The sequence below is a fragment of the Aquabacter albus genome (assembly GCF_040049275.1).
In the GTDB taxonomy this organism is placed as follows: domain Bacteria; phylum Pseudomonadota; class Alphaproteobacteria; order Rhizobiales; family Xanthobacteraceae; genus Aquabacter.
Genome location: NZ_JBDZDT010000005.1, coordinates 156,576 through 174,107, shown reverse-complemented (window position 1 = coordinate 174,107; position 17,532 = coordinate 156,576). Strand labels below are relative to the sequence as shown.

Below are 17,532 nucleotides of genomic sequence, written 5' to 3'. Positions count from 1 at the left end.
TTGCGAAGACCTCTCAAGGCGAACCGAGCGGCACCCTCTCCCGCAAGGGGAGAGGGAAAAGTTCACTCCGGCACGCCGGCGCCCGAGAGGTGCCAGTCCTTCAGCTTGCGGAAGATCGGCGTGTCGAAATCGGCGGGCACTTCGACGGCTCCGCCGATCCAGGCGAACAGGTCCGGGTCCTGCACCTCGATGAGGATTTCGAACGCCTCCACCTCGTCCTCGGTGAGCCGGTCGATCTGTGCGTCGGCGAAGCGGCCCATGAGCAGGTCCATTTCGCGCGTGCCGCGATGCCAGGCACGGAACAGGATGCGGCGGCGGCGCACGTCGAGGCCGACGCTGGATTTCACGGTTCCCGTCATCTCCGCCCTTCCTTCAGCGCAACGACGGACGCGGCCGGCCCCCGAAGAAGGCCGTCCGTCCGCGAGCGGCTTATACGGGCAAAGGGATGGGGTTGGCTAGGTTTGATGGGGAAGCGGGTGGCCGGCGGGGGACGCGCGGGGAGGCCTCCCGAATGCGTCCCACCGCCGGCCGAACCCCACGGACCCAGGAGATGCGGCGGACCTGAGCACCCCGTAGGGTTATTGGGGAAGCCCGATGCGCCGAAAGCGGCGCAGACACAGGCTTCACATTCCCGATGCCTTCAAAGGTAGCTGAACGGAAGGGGAAATCAAATCACGAGAATCAGGCGCCGACATATTCCCTTACCGTCGCCAGAAACTTGGCCACGGAAATGGGCTTCGACAGGTAAGCCTCGCAGCCCCCTGCCCGGATGCGCTCCTCATCCCCCTTCATGGCGAATGCGGTGACGGCGACCACGGGAATGCTCTTCAATTCCGGGTCCGCCTTCAGCCATTTCGTGACTTCCAGCCCCGAGACTTCCGGCAGCTGGATGTCCATCAAAATGAGGTCCGGCCTATGCTGGCGGGCAAGGCCCAGAGCCTCGATGCCATTGCGGGTCTCCACGGTGCGGTAGCCGTGGGCTTCCAGAAGATCGTGGAAGAGCTTCATGTTAAGCTCGTTGTCCTCCACGATCATGACCGTCTTTGGCATTCCGCCGTCCCCCACCCACCCACCCGCCGCCGCTTCGCAGGCGCGCGCGGATCGGACATGATGCCATTCGTTAGCTAGAGACCATTCCTTGCGGAAGCGCAAATGCCCATCAAAGATCGAACCGGCTCTTCCACCCCTCTCCGCGTGCGGGAGGCCGCCCAGGCGGTGGCCATCCAGGCCCTGACCTGGCTTGCGCAGGACATGGAGCGCGTCGGCGGCTTCCTCGCCCAAAGCGGCCTCGGGCCGGGGGACCTGCGCGCGCGGGCGGCCGAGCCCGCCTTCGGCGCGGCGGTGCTCGGCTATCTCCTCTCCGACGAGAGCCTGCTTGTCGCCTTCGCCGACGATGCGAAGCTGCGGCCGCAGGACGTGGTGCACGCCCATGACGTGCTGAACCCGCCCTTCGACCCGGACGCGCCGGCGCGGCGCCGCTTCTGAGATGGGCGGGCGCCCGGCCCCCGGCTTCTGCCGCGATTGCCTCGCGGATGCGAGCGCGGGGCCGCGCTGCGCCGCCTGCGGCAGCCCCCGGCTGGTGCGCCATCCCGAGGCGGACACGCTCTCCATCGCCCATGTGGATTGCGACGCCTTCTATGCGGCCATCGAGAAGCGGGACGACCCGAGCCTGCGCGACGTGCCGGTGATCATCGGCGGCGGGGTGCGCGGGGTGGTCTCAACCGCCTGCTACATCGCGCGCATCCATGGTGTGCGCTCGGCCATGCCCATGTTCAAGGCCAAGGCGCTGTGCCCGCACGCCGTGATCGTGAAGCCGAACATGCGCAAATACGCGGCGGTCGGACGGCAGGTGCGCGAGCGGATGCAGGCGCTCACCCCGCTGGTGGAGCCGCTCTCCATCGACGAGGCCTTCCTGGACCTTTCCGGCACCGAACAGCTGCATGGCCGCTCGCCCGGCCGCTCGCTGGCGGGGTTCGCGGCCGAGGTGGAGCGGGATATTGGGATAACCGTCTCAGTAGGACTGGCGGCCAACAAATTCCTCGCCAAGACGGCGAGCGAGCTGGACAAGCCGCGCGGCTTCTCCGTGCTGGGGCAGGCGGAGGCGGCGTCTTTCCTGGCGCCGCGCCCCGTCACCTTCATCTGGGGCGTCGGACCGGCCTTCGGCGCCAAGCTTGCGAAGGACGGCTTCCACCGCATCGCCGATCTTCAGGCGGCGCAGGAGAGCGACCTTGCCCGGCGCTATGGGGCGGAGGGTCTGCGGCTCTGGCGCCTCTCCCGCGGCCTCGACGTGTGTCCGGTGAAGGCGGAGCGGGAGGCGAAAAGCGTCTCGGCCGAGACCACCTTCGACACCGACATCTCCGACCAGCGCCCGCTGGAGCAGACGCTCTATGCCCTGTGCGAGGAGGTGTGCGGGCGCCTGCGCCGCTCCGACATTGCCGGGCGGACGGTGACCCTGAAGCTGAAGACTGCCGACTTCCGCACCTTGACCCGCTCACGCGGGCTGGAGAGCCCCACCGGGCTGGCTGCGCGGCTTTACGAGACCGCCCACGAAATGCTGCTGAAGGAAGTCAACGGCACGCGCTATCGGCTTATCGGCGTGGGCCTCTCCGACCTCGGCCCGCGTTCCGACGCCGACCCGGCAGACCTGCTGGACGCCCGCATGCCGCGCCTGAAGGCGGCGGAGGACGCCATGGACAAGCTGAAGACGAAGTTCGGGGAGAAGGCGGTAGAGCGGGGGATTCTGCTGGGAACGGGGAAGCGGGGCCGGCAGCAGAAGATGTGAGATGAGCGTCTCATGTCAAAGGCGCGACAGGCTCCCTCTCCCCTTGCGGGAGAGGGTTGGGGTGAGGGGTATGGCGCCGCCTGAACTGACCTCACAAGACCAAGGCAAACGGCGCCATACCCCTCACCCGCCTCGCTCCGCTCAGCACCCTCTCCCACAAGGGGAGAGGGGAAACCTATCCCACCTCCGCCATGTCCTTCAGCCTTAGCGAGACGCGCGTCTCGCCTTGCCAATGGTCCAGCTCCAGCGAGCCCGCCACATGGACCAGCTTTCCGCGCGCGGCGAGCATCGCCTTGCCCAGAGGCTCCTCGGCGCAGCGGAACGCCATTGCCTTGAGAACCGCGCCGTCATTTGAGGCGATCCGCGCCCGGATATGGCCCGCGCCGAAACTCTCCACATAGGCAAGGCGATGGTTCGGGAAGGCGAAGACCGGCTCGGGATTGCCCGCGCCGAACGGCCCCGCCTTCGCGATCTGCTCCACCAAAGCCGGCGTCGCTCCGCCAGCGGTCAATGCGCCGTCGATGGATAAGGTGCGGTCCGCCCGCGCCCGCTCCACCGAAGCCGCGAGCACGTCTTCCAGATAAGCGCGCAGGTCACCCAGGCGCCGGCGCTCCACGGTGAGGCCCGCCGCCATGGCGTGGCCACCGCCCTTCACCAGAAGCCCCGCCTCCACCGCCGCCCGCACCGCCTTGCCGAGATCGACGCCGGGAATGGAGCGGGCCGAGCCCGTGCCGGTCTCGCCGTTGAAGGCGATGGCGAAGGCCGGGCGGGTGAAGCGCTCCTTCAGGCGCGCGGCCACAAGACCCACCACGCCGGGATGCCATCCCTCCCCGCTCACGACCACTGCTGCGCCGGTATCCTCAAGCCCGACAGAGGCCAATGCCTCGCCCTCGGCGGCGGCGAGGATCACGCGCTCTACCTCCTGGCGCTCGGAATTCAGGCGGTCGAGTTGGGCGGAGATGCGCTTGGCCTCCACGGGATCGTCCGTGAGCAGCAGCTTCGTGCCGAGCGCGGCGTCGCCGATGCGCCCGCCGGCATTGATGCGTGGGCCCAGCAGGAAGCCGAGATGCCAGGGCCGGGGCGGCCCGTCGAGCCGCGCCACATCCATGAGCGCGGTCAGGCCCAGCCGCTGGCGGCGCCGCAGCGCGATGAGGCCCTTGGCCACGAAGGCACGGTTGAGCCCCTTCAGCGGCACCACGTCCGCCACCGTGCCGAGCGCCACGAGGTCGAGGGCCTGGAGGAGGTCCGGCGCGGGGCGATCGGGGGTCCAATGGCCCAGCTCGCGCAGCCGGCGGGAGAGTCCCACCAGCGTCACGAAGACGATGCCGGCGGCGCACAGATGGCCGAGGCCGGAGAGGTCGTCCTCCCGGTTCGGGTTCACCACAGCCACGGCTTCGGGCAGCACCTCGCCGGCCTGGTGATGGTCGATGACCACCACGTCGAGGCCGAGCTTGTGCGCCGCCGCCAGTGTCTCAATGCTGGTGGTGCCGCAATCCACCGTCACCAGCAGGGTCACGCCGCGCGCGGCCAGTTGCTCGATGGCGCCGATATTCGGGCCGTAGCCCTCAAAGATGCGGTCGGGGATGTGGAACAGCGGGTCGAGGCCCGATGCCCGCAGCAGGCCCACCAACAGCGCGGTGGAGGTGGCGCCGTCCACATCATAATCGCCGAACACAGCCACCTGCTCGCCCGCGCGCACAGCCGCCGCGAGGCGCTCCACCGCCGCGTCCATGCCGGTGAGCGTGTTCGGGTCCGGCAGAAGGGTGCGGATGGAAGGATCGAGGAAGCTCGGCACCGCGTCCAGTTCGACCCCCCTGCCCGCCAGAACGCGGGAGAGGATTTCCGGCACGCCATGGCGCTGCGCGATGGCGAGCGCCGCCTGCGACCCGCGCGCATCGAGCCGATCGCTCCAGCCCCGCCCGGTGGCGGAGGCGGTAACGCCGAGGAAAAAGCGATTCGGAATGTGGATGTTCACACCGTGATGAAGACAGAGGCGGGAGGCGGCGTCGAGATGGTTAAGGCGCTGGGGATAAGTGCAAGGCTTGTCCTGGGCGCATGCAACGGAGCGCAGTGCGGTGGAACGCGACCCGGGACCCAGCGCAAGGGACGCCGAAGGCGCTTCAGCCCATCTCCGACGCCACGCGACGGAGATGCCTTCACGCTGGTCGCTTATTGCCGGCTTCGCCGGACTCTTGCGCTGGATCCCGGCTCAGCGCTCCGGCTACGCCGTCGCTTGTCCGGGACAATTGCCTCACCCCTCCGCCACGAACCGCTCCAGATCCCGGTGCGTCGAGGCGATGCGGCGGAGCGTGCCGGTGGCGGCGCGCATGAGGAGCGTGTCGGTCTCGATGGTGTCGCGGCCGAAGCGCACGCCGTTGAGCAGCGGGCCGTTGGTGACGCCGGTGGCCGCCACGAGGCAGTCGCCGCTCACCATGTCCTGCGCGGAATAGACCTTGGAGGGATCGCGAATGCCCAGCGCCTTCGCCTGCTTGCGCTTGGCGTCGGTGTCGAGCACCAGCCGGCCCTCCATCTGCCCGCCCAGGCAGCGCAGGGCCGCGGCCGCCAGCACGCCTTCCGCGGCGCCGCCGGTGCCGAGATAGATGTCCACCCCACTTTCGCGCGGGTTGGTCGTGTGGATGATGCCCGCCACGTCGCCGTCGGTGATGAGCTTCACCGAGGCGCCCGCCGTGCGGATCGCTTCGATGAGAGCGGAATGGCGCGGGCGGTCCAGCACCAGGGCCGTGATATCCGATGTGGCAACGCCGCGCGCCTTGGCAAGCGCCGCGATATTCTCGCCCGGCGTTGCGGAAAGCGACACCACGCCCTGGGGATAGCCGGGGCCGATGGCGATCTTCTCCATATAGACCGGCGGCGCGTTCAAAAGGGAGCCGCGCTCCGCCAGGACCAGCACGGAGATCGAGCCGGCCATGTTCTTGGCGCACAAGGTGGTGCCTTCCAGTGCATCCACCGCCACGTCCAGATCAGCCCCGCCCACGCCCACCGCTTCGCCGAGATAAAGGCGCTGCACCTCGCCCAGCACGCCCTCGCCAATGACGATCTTGCCGCTGATGGAGGTGCGCATCAGCTCGCGGTGCGCACCCTGCATGGCGGCTTCGTCGGCGGCGGGCTCGTCGCCCCGTCCGCGCCAGCGCGCGGCGGCGACCGCCGCCCGCTCGGTCACGCTCACAAGGTCGATGGCGAGGCGACGGTCGAGGACTGGCGTGGCCCGGACCCCCATGGCGTCAATCCTTTTCGATGCGGATCACCTGCGGAACGGAAGCGAGGACGCCTTCGGCATCAATGGCCGCCACCGCGCGGCGCACGGCCTCCTCGGTGGTGGCGTAGGTGATGAGGATCACGGTGGCCGGTTCGCCGTCGCGGCTGCGCGCGGGGCGCCGCTGCACGATGGATTCCAGCGAGATGCCCTCATCCGCCATGCGCCCGGCAATGATGGCTGCGGTGCCCGGCTTGTTCACGGCAGAAAGGCGGATGTAGTAGCCGCCCTCATGGTGCTGCATGGGCGCGCGCTCGGCGGGCACGAGGTCCGCTGCCGGCGCGCCGAAGGCATAGCCACCGGCGCTGGTCGCGAGGTCCGCAAGGTCGCCCACCACCGCAGAGGCGGTGGCATCGCCGCCTGCGCCAGGTCCCACGAGAGTGACCGCGACCGCATCGCCGTCCACCGCCACGGCATTGATGACGCCGGAGACCTGCGCGATGGGCCAATGCTTGGGCACCATGGTGGGATGCACGCGCTGCTCGATGCCCTCCTCGGTGCGCACCGCGACGCCGAGCAGCTTCACCTTGTAGCCGAGGTCGTCCGCCGCCTCGAGGTCGGCCAGGGTCAGCGAGCGGATGCCCTCCACATAGATGGAGTCCGCGTCCACCTTGGTGCCGAAGGCAAGGCTGGTGAGGATGGAGAGCTTGTGGGCGCTGTCGAAGCCGTCGATGTCGAAGGTGGGATCGGCCTCCGCATAGCCGAGCCGCTGCGCCTCCGCGAGGCAGGCATCGAAGGAGAGCTTCTCGTCCGCCATGCGGGTGAGGATGTAGTTGCAGGTGCCGTTAAGGATACCGGAGACGCGGGTGATGTGGTTGCCCGCCAGCGCCTCGCGCAGCGCCTTCACGATGGGAATGCCCCCCGCCACCGCAGCCTCGAACCGCAGCGCGGCGCCGGAGGCTTCCGAGCGGGCGGCAAGGTCTGCGCCGCAGCGGGCGAGCAGCGCCTTGTTGGCCGTGACGACCGGCTTGCCTGCCTCCAGGGCGGCGATGACGGCGGCCTTGGCGGGATCGCCGTCCCCACCCATCAGTTCGACGAAGACGTCGATATCGGGATCGCGGGCAAGCGCCACCGGGTCGTCGTGCCAGCGCACGCCGGAGAGGTCGATTCCGCGATCCTTGGCGCGGTCGCGGGCGGCCACGGCCACCACCTTAATTTCGCGGCCCGTGCGCGCGATGAGCGCCTTCTTCTGGCGCTCCAGCATGCGCACCACGCCAGCCCCGACCGTGCCGAGGCCAGCCAGCCCAACCTTCAATTCACTCATGGATCAAACCGTCAGGTTGGGGTCAGCGGGCAGCGCTCAGGGGAACCACATTGTGCAGCGTGGTGCCGGCGGTGTCGAAGAAGCGGCGGATGTTGCGCGCGGCCTGGCGGATGCGCTGCTCGTTCTCCACCACGGCGATGCGCACATAGTCGTCGCCATGCTCGCCGAAGCCGACGCCGGGAGCCACCGCCACTTCCGCCTTCTCGATGAGGAGCTTGGAGAATTCCACGCTGCCCATCTCCCGGAACGGCTCCGGGATGGGCGCCCAGGCGAACATCGAGGCGGAGGGGACAGGGATGTTCCAGCCCGCGCGGCCGAAGCTGTCCACCAGCGCATCGCGGCGGCGCTTGTAGGTCTCGCGCATCTCGGCGACGCATTCCTGCGGGCCGTTGAGCGCCGCGGCCGCCGCCACCTGGATGGGGGTATAGGCGCCGTAGTCGAGATAGGACTTCACCCGCGAGAGCGCCGCGATCAGGCGCTCATTGCCCACCGCAAAGCCCATGCGCCAGCCGGCCATGGAATAGGTCTTGGACATGGAGGTGAATTCCACCGTCACATCCATGGCACCGGGCACCTGGAGCACGGAGGGCGGCGGGTTGTCGTCGAAATAGAGTTCCGCATAAGCGAGGTCGGACAGGATGATGATGTCGTTCTTCTTCGCGAAGGCGACCACGTCCTTGTAGAAATCGAGGCTCGCCACCGTCGCCGTCGGGTTGGACGGATAGCAGAGCACCACCGCGATGGGCTTGGGGATCGAGTGCTGGACCGCCCGCTCCATGGCGTGGAAGAAGCCGGCATCGGGCTCAACCGGCACCGAGCGGATGACGCCGCCGGCCATCAGGAAGCCGAAGGCGTGGATCGGATAGGACGGGTTGGGAGTCAGGACCACGTCGCCCGGCGCCGTGATGGCCTGCGCCATGTTGGCGAAGCCTTCTTTGGAGCCCAGCGTCGCGACCACCTGGCGATCGGCGTCGAGCTTCACGCCGAACCGGCGGGCATAGTAGGCCGCCTGGGCGCGGCGCAGGCCGGGAATGCCCTTGGACGCCGAATAGCGATCGGTGTGCGGCTTGCCGATGGTTTCCTTGAGCTTCTCGATGACATGCGCCGGTGCGTCGAGGTCCGGATTGCCCATGCCGAGATCGACCACATCGACGCCGGCGTTCCGGGCGGCGGCCTTCACGCGGTTCACCTGCTCGAAAACATAGGGCGGCAGCCGGCGAATACGGTGAAAATCGGTCATCTCACTCAAGCTCCAAAGGGCCGCGCATCTTCCTCCCGCGCGGCGAACGGGCTTTCTAGATCGCGAACGCCCCGCTTGAAAGTGAATTCGCTTTGCGGCGGCGCGTGGGCGAAAGCGGAAAGCGTGACGCTAGCAGAGGGGAGTGAACGAAAAATTCACTCCCGTGCGTCCCGTAAAGTCAGCGGGCCGCCTCGCCCCTCGCCTGCTGCGCCTTTGCATATTGCGCGCCGATATACTTGATCAGCCCGCCAAGGGCTTCGACCGCCTGGGCGCCATCGCGCTGCTCCAGCGCGGCCAGGATCTGCTCGTGATAGGCGACGATGGACTGGCGCTCGCGCACCCGGAAAATGATGAGATTGCTCACCGGCATGAGCGTCTCGACCATGGCATTCATCACGAACCGCAGCAGCGCGTTTCCGGCCGCCTCGATGATGGCGCGGTGGAAGCGGACGTCGGAGGCGCAGAAATCCTGGTCCGAAATCTTCGGGTTCTTCTGAAGCTCCAGTTCGGTGCGCATGGCGGCGAGATGCTCATCGCGGCGATTCGCGGCGGCGAGCCGGCAGCAGATCGCCTCCATCTCCAGCCGGGCGGTGGCCATCTCGTCCAGCGTGACGCCGTCGGTCGCCATGAGAAGCGTAACCGCGGTGCCGAGGCTCTGTGACACCTCGTCGGAGGTGGGGCCGGTCACGAAGGTGCCCCCGGCGGGGCCCCGGCGCGAGCGGATCAGGTGGCGCGCAGCAAGCCGCTTCAACGCCTCGCGCACGGTGGGGCGCGAGACGCCGAAGGTGGCGGCCAGTTCCTCTTCCGTGGGCAGGCGCTCATCCACCTTCAGGCGGCCGTCGAGGATCGCCTGCTGAAGGCGATCGGCAATCTGGCTGGCCGCGCCCGTGGTGACGATCCGGCTGTAGGTGGCTTCCATCATTCCCGGTCTCTGTGACCCCAATCCCCTCCTTCTCAGGCTGGGGGCAAAAAATCAATCTGAACTATTTGTTTGACAAATAGGTATTGAAGAGTGGTCAATAGAACGACCGGACCTTTAGAGCCCGGATAAAAACCCTTCCCAGAGAGATTCCATGCCTTCGAACCCTCCCCTCGCCCTCCGGCCGGGACGCCCGCATTGCGGGAGCACGGCCCATCGTCTGCGTTCTTCGGGGTCCCCGCATCCCCACGCGTACCGCTCCTCGGACGCCGGCTAGCCGGCGCTTGGGCCGGCACGGCGATTGCAGGCCGATGCCAGCCCGACATTTCCAATGTCCTGGATGGAGGCTTCCGTGGTGAAGACACACAAATCTATCGTTTCCTGGATTTCCCGGCGCAGCATCGTGCTCGCGGGCTGTATGCTGCTCGCACCGGCGCTTGCCATGGGCCAGCCCGCCGACTGGCCGAACAAGCCCATCAAGTTCATCGTGGGCTATCCGCCCGGCGGCGGCGCCGACATTGTGGCGCGCTTCCTGTCGGACAAGCTGCCGAAAATCCTCGGCCAGCCCGTGGTCATCGACAATCGCACTGGGGCCGGCGGTACCATCGCGGCCGGCGCGGTGGCACGCTCGGAGCCGGACGGCTACACCTTCCTGGTGGCGGCCTCGTCCGAGATCACCATCGCGCCCGCCACCATGAAGTCGCCCGGCTACAATGCCGAGACCGACTTCCAGCCCGTGGCCCTGGTGGCGCGGTGGCCTTACCTGCTGGTGGTTTCCAGCGCATCGCAGTTCAACACGCTGGGCGAACTCATCGCCTATGCGAAGGCCAATCCCGGCAAGCTCAGCTATTCCTCGTTCGGCAACAACACCGCCAACCATCTCACCGGCGAGCTGTTCAAGGCGGAAGCGAAGATCGACGCCCTGCATGTCCCCTATCGCGGCAGCGGGCCTTCGCTGGCCGACCTCATGGGCGGGCAGATCCAGTTCACGTTCGATTCCCCGCTGACCACCCTCAGCCTGATCCAGGGCGGCAAGCTCAAGCCTCTGGCAGTGACGGGCGCGCAGCGTCTGCCGGAGCTGCCCAACGTCCCGACGCTGGCCCAGGCGGGCGTCAACGGCGTGATCGGTGGCGCCTGGGTCGGCGTGCTCGGCCCGGAAAAGACGCCCAAGCCCATCGTGGACAAGCTGAACAAGGCCATCAACGAAGCGCTAAACACGCCGGAGCTGAAGCAGGCCATGGAAAGCCGCGGCATCCAGCCTTTGGGCGGGACGCCGGACGACATCGCAAAACAGATCAAGAGCGAGATCGCCGGCTGGCGCGATGTGGTTCAGCGCTTCGGCATCACGCCCGAATGACCCGGATGCCGCTCATCGCAGCGGCATCCCTCGACCAATGACAATCCGGAAGGCAACCGATGACGCTTCCCTTCGACAAGCTGATGAATCCCCGCTCGGTCGCCATTGTGGGCGCCTCCGAGCGGTCGGACGCCATCGGCACACGTGTGCTCAACAATCTCCGCACCATGGGCTTTTCCGGGCGGATCTATCCCGTCAACCCGCGCTATCCGGAGATTTCCGGCCTCACGGCCTATCCCTCCCTCTCCGCTTTGCCTGAGACCGTCGATGCGGTGTTCATCGCCGTGCCGGCGTCCGGCGGGCCGGAGCTGGTGGAGGAAGCGGGCCGCTGCGGGATAAAGGCGGTGTTCATCAATGCCAACGGCTATGCGGATGGCGACGCGGACGGCGCCGTCCTCCAGCGCCGGGTGGAGACCGCAGCCAAGGCGCACGGCATCGCTATTGCGGGGCCGAACAATCTCGGCCTGATCAATGTGCATGACGGTGTCGCCATGTGGACGCCGCGCTACATGAAGAAGGTGACGCCGGGGCCGGTGGGCGTGATTTCCCAAAGCGGCTCCATCGCCCTCATCCTCAGCGAGGACGAGCGCGACCTCGGCTTTGCCTATTTGGTGACCACCGGCAACGAGGCGGGCGCCACGGTTGCCGATTATCTCATGCAGATGGCACAGGACGACCGGGTCAACGCGATCCTGCTGTTCCTGGAAACCATCCGTGACCCCTCCTTGTTCGAGAAAGCGGCCCGCGAGGCGGCCTGCCGGGGCAAGAAGATCATCGCGCTGAAGCTCGGCACCAGCGAAGGCGGGCGTGCGCTGGTCCAGGCGCACACCGGCAGCCTTGCGGGCGAGGACCGGCTCTATGACGCCTTCTTCAAGGCGCTGGGCATCATCCGCGTGCGCGACCTCGACGAGATGCTGGAGACGGCGGTGCTGCTCTCGGGCAATCCCAACCCGCCCCCGAAGACGGGCACGGCCGTGGTCACCCTTTCGGGCGGCGAAGCGGCCTTGCTGGCGGATGTGGGCGGCGAGCTGGGCCTGCCCTTTCCCAAGCTGGCGCCGGAAACCCTCGAGCGCCTGCGCCCGGCCTTCCCGCCCTATTCCACCATCGGCAATCCCGTGGATGCCTGGGGTCTCGGCTTCAATCCCGAGCGCTTCACGCTGGTGCTGGAGGCACTCCTGGCGGACCCGGACCTCGGCACCATCGGCTTCTCGGTGGATGCGCCCGGCCGGGGCGGCGGCGATGTGCCCTATGCCTGCGTCATGGCCCGCGCCTGTGTCGCCGCAAAGACCGACAAGCGGCTGGTCTTCTTCAACAACACCTCGGGCAGCGGGGTGAATGAGGAGGTGCGGGAGATCCTCGATACCGGGGGCATCCCTTATCTCTCCGGCATGCGGCCGGCTTTGGCGGCCATGCGCAATCTCGTGAACCTGCGCGAAGCGCCCGTGGCCGTCCCCGAGATTGCCGTCCCGCCCGCCCCCTTGCCTTCAGGCGAGGTGGAGCAGTTCAGGCAGCTCGCCACCCTGGGCGTGCCCATGGTGGCGGCGGAGAAGGTCGGCAGCGCCGAGGAGGCGGTGAAGGCCGCCGAGCGCCTCGGCTATCCCGTCGTCCTGAAGGGCATCGCCACCCACCTGCCCCATAAGAGCGACCTCGGCCTCGTCAAGCTGAAGCTCGGCACGGCGGCAGATGTGACGGAGGCCTTCCACGCCCTTGAAGCGATCCTCGCATTGCACGCCAAGCCAGGGGCTCCCGGCTATGTGGTGGTCCAGGCCATGGCGCGCGAAGGGGTGGAGCTGATCGTCGGCATCCGCAACCAGAAGGGGTTCGGCAGCTTCGTCATCGTCGGTCCCGGCGGAGTGCTGGTGGAGATCAGCAACCAGGCGAGCGTGCGGCTCGGTCCGGTGACCAGGGACGAAGCGCGCGAAATGCTGTTCGAGACCGCCGCCGGCACCCTTCTGAAGGGCGTGCGCGGCAAGCCGGCGGCGGACATCGATGCGGCGGCGGAAGCCATTGCCGCGTTCAGCCGCTTCGGCGCGGCCCATGCGGACAGCCTCGCGGCGCTGGAGATCAACCCTTTGATCGCCGGCCCGGCCGGCACCACCGGCGTCGACCTGCTGCTGGAAGCCCATTCCGATCAGAAGAGTGAAGGTTGAGACATGGCGTATCAGAACCTCCTTTATTCCGTGGATGACCGGGTCGCCACGATCACCTTCAACCGGCCGGACCGGCACAACGCGTTCAGCGTTGCGCTGGTGGACGAGATCATCGCCGTGGTGGCCGAGGCCGATGCCGACCCCGAGGTGCGCGTGCTGGTGGTGACCGGCGCGGGCGGAAAATCCTTCTCCTCCGGCTACGACATCAAGGAATCCGCCGAGAAGCCCAAGCGCACCACCGCCGACTGGCGCGCGCGCATGCAGAAAGACATCCAGTTCACCTATTCGGTGTGGGACTGCAGCAAGCCGGTGATCGCCATGGTCGACGGCTTCTGCTTCGCCGGCGGGCTCGAGTTCGCCATGTGCTGCGACGTGCGCTACTGCTCGGAGGATTCCTCCTTCGCTGCGCTGGAGGCCCGCTTCTCCAACGGCATCGCCACCATGATGATGCCCTGGCTGATCGGCCAGCGCTCGCGGGCGCTCATCTATACGGGCGACACCATCAAGGCGGACGAGGCGTTCCGCATCGGACTCGTGGATCAGGTTTTTCCCAAGGCGAGCCTTGAGGCAGAGGTGACGAAGATCGCCAAGCGCATGTCCCGCGTCTCGCTGGAATGCCTGCAGTGGAACAAGCGCTCCATCAACCACAGCTTCGAGACCATGGGCCTGCGCAACGCCATCGCCTATGGCGCGGAAGCCTGCGCGCTGATGGATTCCATCGGCTCGCCGGAGGCGGCGCAGTTCGACGCCATCCGCCGTGAGCAAGGCATGGGCGCCGCGCTGAAGTGGCGCGCAGGCCAATTCGCGCCTTACGAATAGGCAGAAAGCGACTGCTCCCTCATCAGGGGTCAGTCGTGTTTCATATGGGCGAAGCGGGGATCAGAGGGCGTGCCTTCCAAAGCGGCGCCTGCCTCCGAGCCCGGTTGCCAGAGCACCACGTCCTCGATCTTGCGGGCCAAGGCGAAATCGCGCTCGGTGATGCCCTTCACGTCATGGGATGAGAGCCGCACTTCCACCTTGGAATAGGAGACCGCAAGGTCGGGATGATGCCAGGCGGCCTCCGCCAGATGGCCGATGGCATTGACCGCCATGAGCGTGCTTTTCCAGCCATGGGTGTGGTAGATGCGGCGGATCTCGCCGCCCTCCAGGCGCCATTTCGGAAGCTCTGCGGCAAGGCGTGCCGCCACGTCCTCATCGTTGAAGGTCTTCTTGCGGTCGACGGCCATGGAGATGTCCTCTGTGCCGGTCAGTACATAAGCGCGACCGTCATGCCAGGGCTTGTCCCGGGCATCCACGTCTCACCCTTAGCCGGCACCTAGCGGAGCCCCGTGGATGGCCGGGACAAGCCCGGCCATGACGAACGCAGTATACGCGTTTCGTATTAAACCCCCGCCTGACGCTTCGCCGCCGTCAGCGTGTTCTGAAGCAGGCAGGCGATGGTCATGGGGCCGACGCCGCCCGGCACGGGGGTGATGAGGCCGGCAACGCCCTGTGCCTCCTCGAAATCAACATCGCCCACGAGCCGCGTCTTGCCGTCCTCCTTGGGAATGCGGTTGATGCCCACGTCGATCACGGTGGCGCCGGGCTTGATCCAGTCGCCCTTGATCATCTGCGTCCGGCCCACGGCGGCGATGAGGATGTCGGCCGTGCGGCACTCGCCGGGAAGGTCGCGGGTGCGGGAATGGGCGATGGTGACGGTGCAGTCCTCCTTCAGAAGGAGCTGCGCCGCCGGCTTGCCGACGATGTTGGAGCGGCCCACCACTACGGCCTTGAGGCCGGAAAGGTTCCCGAGCACCCGCTTCAGCAAAATGATGCAGCCCAGCGGGGTGCACGGCACCAGCGCATCAAGGCCCACGGCGAGGCGGCCGGCATTCACCACATGGAAGCCGTCCACATCCTTGGCGGGGTCGATGGCGGCGAGCACCTTCATGCTGTCGATATGGTCGGGCAACGGAAGCTGCACCAGGATGCCGTGGACGGCAGGGTCGGCGTTGAGCCGCGCGACCAGCGCAAGAAGGTCCGCCTCCGGCGTCTCCACGGGCAGCTTGTGCTCGAAGGAGGCCATGCCGGCCTCTGCCGTCTGGGCCGCCTTGTTGCGCACATAGACCTGGCTCGCAGGGTTCTCGCCCACCAGCACCACGGCGAGGCCGGGCTTCAATCCCTGCGATGCCAGCGCCGCCACCTCGGTCGCGACCACGGCGCGCAACTCGGCGGCAATGGCCTTCCCATCGATGATCTTGGTTTCGATCATTCCTGCCTCCGCCGCGACGGCTTCCACTGAAGAGATAATAATTTTCTTAAAGAGAAAAATACTTCATTCAAGGGGCGGGATGTCGCCCCGCGCCCAGCCGGCCTGCGTCTCCGCTTTGAAGTCCGCGTACCGCCCCTCCGCGATGGCGGCGCGGGCGCCGCGCATCAGGTCCTGGTAATAATGCAGATTGGCCCAGGAGAGCAGCATTCCGCCGAGCATTTCGCCGCAGCGGATGAGGTGGTGGAGATAGGCGCGGGAATAATCGCGCAGCGCCGGGCAGTCGCTCTCCTCGTCCAGGGGGCGGGGATCGTCCTGGTGGCGGGCATTCTTCAGGTTGATGCGGCCGAAGCGGGTGAAGGCGAGCGCGTGACGCCCAGAGCGGGTGGGCATCACGCAGTCGAACATGTCGATGCCCCGCGCCACTGCCTCCAGAAGATCGTCCGGCGTGCCGACGCCCATGAGGTAGCGCGGCTTTAAGGTGGGAAGCTCCGGTTCCACGGTCTCCAGCATGCGGAGCATGATCTCCTGCGGCTCGCCCACGGCGAGGCCGCCGATGGAATAGCCGGGAAAATCCATGTCGCTGAGCGCGCGGGCGGATTCGACACGCAGCGCTTCGTCGGCCCCACCCTGGACGATGCCGAACACCGCCCTGCCCTTCGGCTGTGTCTCGAAGGCGCGCTTGGAGCGCTCGGCCCAACGTAGCGAGAGGCGCATGGCGCGGGCGGCCTCTTCTTTTGTGCAGGGCAGGCGCACGCATTCGTCCAGCTGCATCTGGATGTCGGCCCCAAGGAGGCCCTGGATCTCCATCGCCCGCTCGGGGGTGAGCTGGTGCATGGCCCCGTCGATATGGGAGCGGAAGGTCACGCCATTCTCATCAAGCTTGCGCAGCTCGGAGAGGGACATGACCTGGAAGCCGCCGGAATCCGTCAGGATCGGCCGGTCCCATCGCATGAAGCGGTGCAGTCCGCCCAGAGCCGCGACACGCTCGGCGCCCGGACGCAGCATGAGGTGATACGTGTTGCCGAGCAGGATGTCCGCGCCGGTGGCGCGCACCTGTTCAGGATAGACCCCCTTCACGGTGGCGGCTGTCCCCACCGGCATGAAGGCAGGGGTCCGGATCTCGCCGCGCGGGGTGGAGACGATGCCGGTGCGGGCTGTCCCATCCGTGGCGTTCAGAGTAAAAGAAAAGCCTTCGCTCATGCCTCAGCTCCCGCGCGGAACAGCAGGCAGGCATCGCCATAGGAATAGAAGCGATAGCCCTCGGCGATGGCGTGGGCATAGGCGCGCTTCTGCGCCTCGTGTCCCACGAAGGCGGCCACCAGCATGACGAGGGTGGAACGCGGCAAATGGAAGTTGGTCATCATGAGGTCCACGGCCCGGAAGCTATAGCCGGGCGTTATGAAGATGTCGGTCTCGCCGCGATAGGGGGCGATGGTGCCGCTTGCCGCCGCCGTCTCGATGAGGCGGGTAGATGTGGAGCCCACCGTCACGATGCGCCCGCCCCGCGCCTTCACCGCATTGAGCGCATCGGCGGTCTCGGGGGGCACCTCGCCCCATTCGGCGTGCATGCGGTGGTCCTGTGTGTCGTCCGCCTTCACCGGCAGGAAGGTGCCGAGCCCCACATGGAGCGTCACCTTATGGATCGAGGCGTCCGCCGTCTCCACCTCGGCCATGAGGCGCTCCGTGAAATGCAGGCTCGCGGTCGGCGCCGCGACCGAACCCTCCACGCGGGCGAAAAGGGGCTGGTAGTCGATGCGGTCTTGCGCATCCTCGGGGCGCCGCGCGGCGATATAAGGCGGGAGCGGCATGTGGCCGACCGCATCGATGGCGGCGTCCAATGCCGGGCCGGAAAGGTCGAAGCCGAGCTGGATGCTGCCGTCCTCGGCCTTTTCCAGCACCGTGGCATCCAGCGTCCCCAGAAGGCAGACGTCTCCCTCCCCGCCGAACCTGATGCGGTCGCCGGGGACGAGGCGCTTGGCGGGACGGGCGAGCGCGGTCCAGCGGTCCTCGCTGAGGCGCTTTGTGAGCGTCGCCTCGATGTGAACCGTGCTTCCACCCGCGCGCGCGCGGGTACCGTCGAGGCGGGCGGGAATGACCTTGGTGTCGTTGACCACCACCGCATCGCCGGGGCGCAGGAAACGCGGCAGGTCGCGCACATGGGCGTCCTCCAGCGCGCGCGCCGCCCCGGGCCGCACCACGAGCAAGCGTGCCGCCTCGCGTGGCTCGGCCGGTCGCAGGGCGATGAGCGTGGGGGGAAGATCGAAATCGAACGCGTCGACGCGCATGCAAACCTTG

16 protein-coding genes are annotated in these 17,532 nt (G+C 67.4%); 5 read left to right on the top strand and 11 right to left on the bottom strand.

The annotated features are described in order from the left end of the window. Nucleotides 1-62: 62 nt before the first annotated feature. Nucleotides 63-359, bottom strand: a complete 297-nt coding sequence (locus ABLE91_RS13555; RefSeq protein ID WP_348931377.1) for an FAD assembly factor SdhE — start codon at nt 357-359, stop codon at nt 63-65. A 322-nt stretch (nt 360-681) separates the two neighbouring features. Beyond that, the gene (locus tag ABLE91_RS13550) at nt 682-1,050 is read right to left on the bottom strand and encodes a response regulator (RefSeq protein WP_348931375.1); all 369 of its coding nucleotides are present in this window, start codon (nt 1,048-1,050) and stop codon (nt 682-684) included. 102 nt (nt 1,051-1,152) lie between these two features. On the opposite strand from ABLE91_RS13550, the gene ABLE91_RS13545 reads away from it, so the two are divergent. Both ABLE91_RS13545 and ABLE91_RS13540 read left to right on the top strand, forming a co-directional pair. Beyond that, a complete protein-coding gene (locus ABLE91_RS13545; RefSeq protein WP_348931373.1) occupies nt 1,153-1,485 on the top strand; it encodes a DUF3572 domain-containing protein in 333 nt (110 codons plus the stop codon). A gap of 1 nt (nt 1,486) precedes the next feature. After that, the gene (locus ABLE91_RS13540) at nt 1,487-2,782 is read left to right on the top strand and encodes a DNA polymerase IV (protein WP_348931372.1); all 1,296 of its coding nucleotides are present in this window, start codon (nt 1,487-1,489) and stop codon (nt 2,780-2,782) included. 175 nt (nt 2,783-2,957) lie between these two features. On the opposite strand, the gene recJ is transcribed toward ABLE91_RS13540, so the two are convergent. From recJ to ABLE91_RS13515, 5 genes are all read right to left on the bottom strand, one after another. Beyond that, entirely contained in the window at nt 2,958-4,757 is a 1,800-nt protein-coding gene (gene recJ, locus ABLE91_RS13535; protein WP_348931370.1) for a single-stranded-DNA-specific exonuclease RecJ, read from the bottom strand. A gap of 276 nt (nt 4,758-5,033) precedes the next feature. After that, nucleotides 5,034-6,020 carry a class II fructose-bisphosphatase gene (gene glpX / locus ABLE91_RS13530; protein ID WP_348931368.1) on the bottom strand — a complete coding sequence of 329 codons (987 nt, stop codon included), beginning with the start codon at nt 6,018-6,020 and terminating at the stop codon, nt 5,034-5,036. A gap of 4 nt (nt 6,021-6,024) precedes the next feature. Continuing rightward, a complete protein-coding gene (locus ABLE91_RS13525) occupies nt 6,025-7,320 on the bottom strand; it encodes a homoserine dehydrogenase (RefSeq protein WP_348931366.1) in 1,296 nt (431 codons plus the stop codon). A gap of 22 nt (nt 7,321-7,342) precedes the next feature. Continuing rightward, nucleotides 7,343-8,560, bottom strand: coding sequence for an LL-diaminopimelate aminotransferase (locus ABLE91_RS13520; RefSeq protein WP_348931365.1), 1,218 nt, complete (start codon nt 8,558-8,560; stop codon nt 7,343-7,345). Between the two features lie 178 nt (nt 8,561-8,738). Beyond that, on the bottom strand, nt 8,739-9,482 hold the full coding sequence (locus tag ABLE91_RS13515) for a FadR/GntR family transcriptional regulator (protein WP_348931364.1): 744 nt from the start codon (nt 9,480-9,482) through the stop codon (nt 8,739-8,741). 349 nt (nt 9,483-9,831) lie between these two features. Here ABLE91_RS13515 and ABLE91_RS13510 point away from each other — a divergent pair, with 349 nt between their 5' ends. The 3 genes from ABLE91_RS13510 to ABLE91_RS13500 are packed head-to-tail and all read left to right on the top strand — an operon-like array spanning nt 9,832 to nt 13,805. Then, on the top strand, nt 9,832-10,836 hold the full coding sequence (locus ABLE91_RS13510; protein ID WP_348931361.1) for a Bug family tripartite tricarboxylate transporter substrate binding protein: 1,005 nt from the start codon (nt 9,832-9,834) through the stop codon (nt 10,834-10,836). A gap of 59 nt (nt 10,837-10,895) precedes the next feature. Continuing rightward, the gene (locus ABLE91_RS13505; RefSeq protein ID WP_348931360.1) at nt 10,896-12,986 is read left to right on the top strand and encodes an acetate--CoA ligase family protein; all 2,091 of its coding nucleotides are present in this window, start codon (nt 10,896-10,898) and stop codon (nt 12,984-12,986) included. A 3-nt stretch (nt 12,987-12,989) separates the two neighbouring features. After that, nucleotides 12,990-13,805, top strand: coding sequence for an enoyl-CoA hydratase/isomerase family protein (locus ABLE91_RS13500; RefSeq protein ID WP_348931359.1), 816 nt, complete (start codon nt 12,990-12,992; stop codon nt 13,803-13,805). 29 nt (nt 13,806-13,834) lie between these two features. Here the strand turns inward: ABLE91_RS13500 and ABLE91_RS13495 are convergent, their stop codons facing one another. The 4 genes from ABLE91_RS13495 to queA form a co-directional block, all read right to left on the bottom strand. Then, complete coding sequence (locus ABLE91_RS13495; protein WP_348932050.1) at nt 13,835-14,212, bottom strand: 4a-hydroxytetrahydrobiopterin dehydratase; 378 nt, start codon at nt 14,210-14,212, stop codon at nt 13,835-13,837. A gap of 155 nt (nt 14,213-14,367) precedes the next feature. Further along, nucleotides 14,368-15,234, bottom strand: coding sequence for a bifunctional methylenetetrahydrofolate dehydrogenase/methenyltetrahydrofolate cyclohydrolase FolD (gene folD / locus ABLE91_RS13490; protein WP_348932048.1), 867 nt, complete (start codon nt 15,232-15,234; stop codon nt 14,368-14,370). 66 nt (nt 15,235-15,300) lie between these two features. After that, the gene (tgt, locus tag ABLE91_RS13485; RefSeq protein WP_348931358.1) at nt 15,301-16,437 is read right to left on the bottom strand and encodes a tRNA guanosine(34) transglycosylase Tgt; all 1,137 of its coding nucleotides are present in this window, start codon (nt 16,435-16,437) and stop codon (nt 15,301-15,303) included. Next, the gene (queA, locus tag ABLE91_RS13480; RefSeq protein ID WP_348931356.1) at nt 16,434-17,522 is read right to left on the bottom strand and encodes a tRNA preQ1(34) S-adenosylmethionine ribosyltransferase-isomerase QueA; all 1,089 of its coding nucleotides are present in this window, start codon (nt 17,520-17,522) and stop codon (nt 16,434-16,436) included. Before queA ends, tgt begins: the two co-directional genes overlap by 4 nt. Nucleotides 17,523-17,532: the final 10 nt, after the last annotated feature.

Bases quoted from the DNA above. Each gene is read 5' to 3' on its own strand.
- ABLE91_RS13520 (WP_348931365.1), bottom strand. From the start codon at position 8,560: ATGACCGATTTTCACCGTATTCGCCGGCTGCCGCCCTATGTTTTCGAG.
- ABLE91_RS13550 (WP_348931375.1), bottom strand. From the start codon at position 1,050: ATGCCAAAGACGGTCATGATCGTGGAGGACAACGAGCTTAACATGAAG.
- ABLE91_RS13540 (WP_348931372.1), top strand. From the start codon at position 1,487: ATGGGCGGGCGCCCGGCCCCCGGCTTCTGCCGCGATTGCCTCGCGGAT.
- queA (WP_348931356.1), bottom strand. From the start codon at position 17,522: ATGCGCGTCGACGCGTTCGATTTCGATCTTCCCCCCACGCTCATCGCC.
- ABLE91_RS13495 (WP_348932050.1), bottom strand. From the start codon at position 14,212: ATGGCCGTCGACCGCAAGAAGACCTTCAACGATGAGGACGTGGCGGCA.
- ABLE91_RS13525 (WP_348931366.1), bottom strand. From the start codon at position 7,320: ATGAGTGAATTGAAGGTTGGGCTGGCTGGCCTCGGCACGGTCGGGGCT.
- ABLE91_RS13555 (WP_348931377.1), bottom strand. From the start codon at position 359: ATGACGGGAACCGTGAAATCCAGCGTCGGCCTCGACGTGCGCCGCCGC.
- glpX (WP_348931368.1), bottom strand. From the start codon at position 6,020: ATGGGGGTCCGGGCCACGCCAGTCCTCGACCGTCGCCTCGCCATCGAC.
- ABLE91_RS13545 (WP_348931373.1), top strand. From the start codon at position 1,153: ATGCCCATCAAAGATCGAACCGGCTCTTCCACCCCTCTCCGCGTGCGG.
- tgt (WP_348931358.1), bottom strand. From the start codon at position 16,437: ATGAGCGAAGGCTTTTCTTTTACTCTGAACGCCACGGATGGGACAGCC.
- ABLE91_RS13505 (WP_348931360.1), top strand. From the start codon at position 10,896: ATGACGCTTCCCTTCGACAAGCTGATGAATCCCCGCTCGGTCGCCATT.
- ABLE91_RS13515 (WP_348931364.1), bottom strand. From the start codon at position 9,482: ATGATGGAAGCCACCTACAGCCGGATCGTCACCACGGGCGCGGCCAGC.
- ABLE91_RS13500 (WP_348931359.1), top strand. From the start codon at position 12,990: ATGGCGTATCAGAACCTCCTTTATTCCGTGGATGACCGGGTCGCCACG.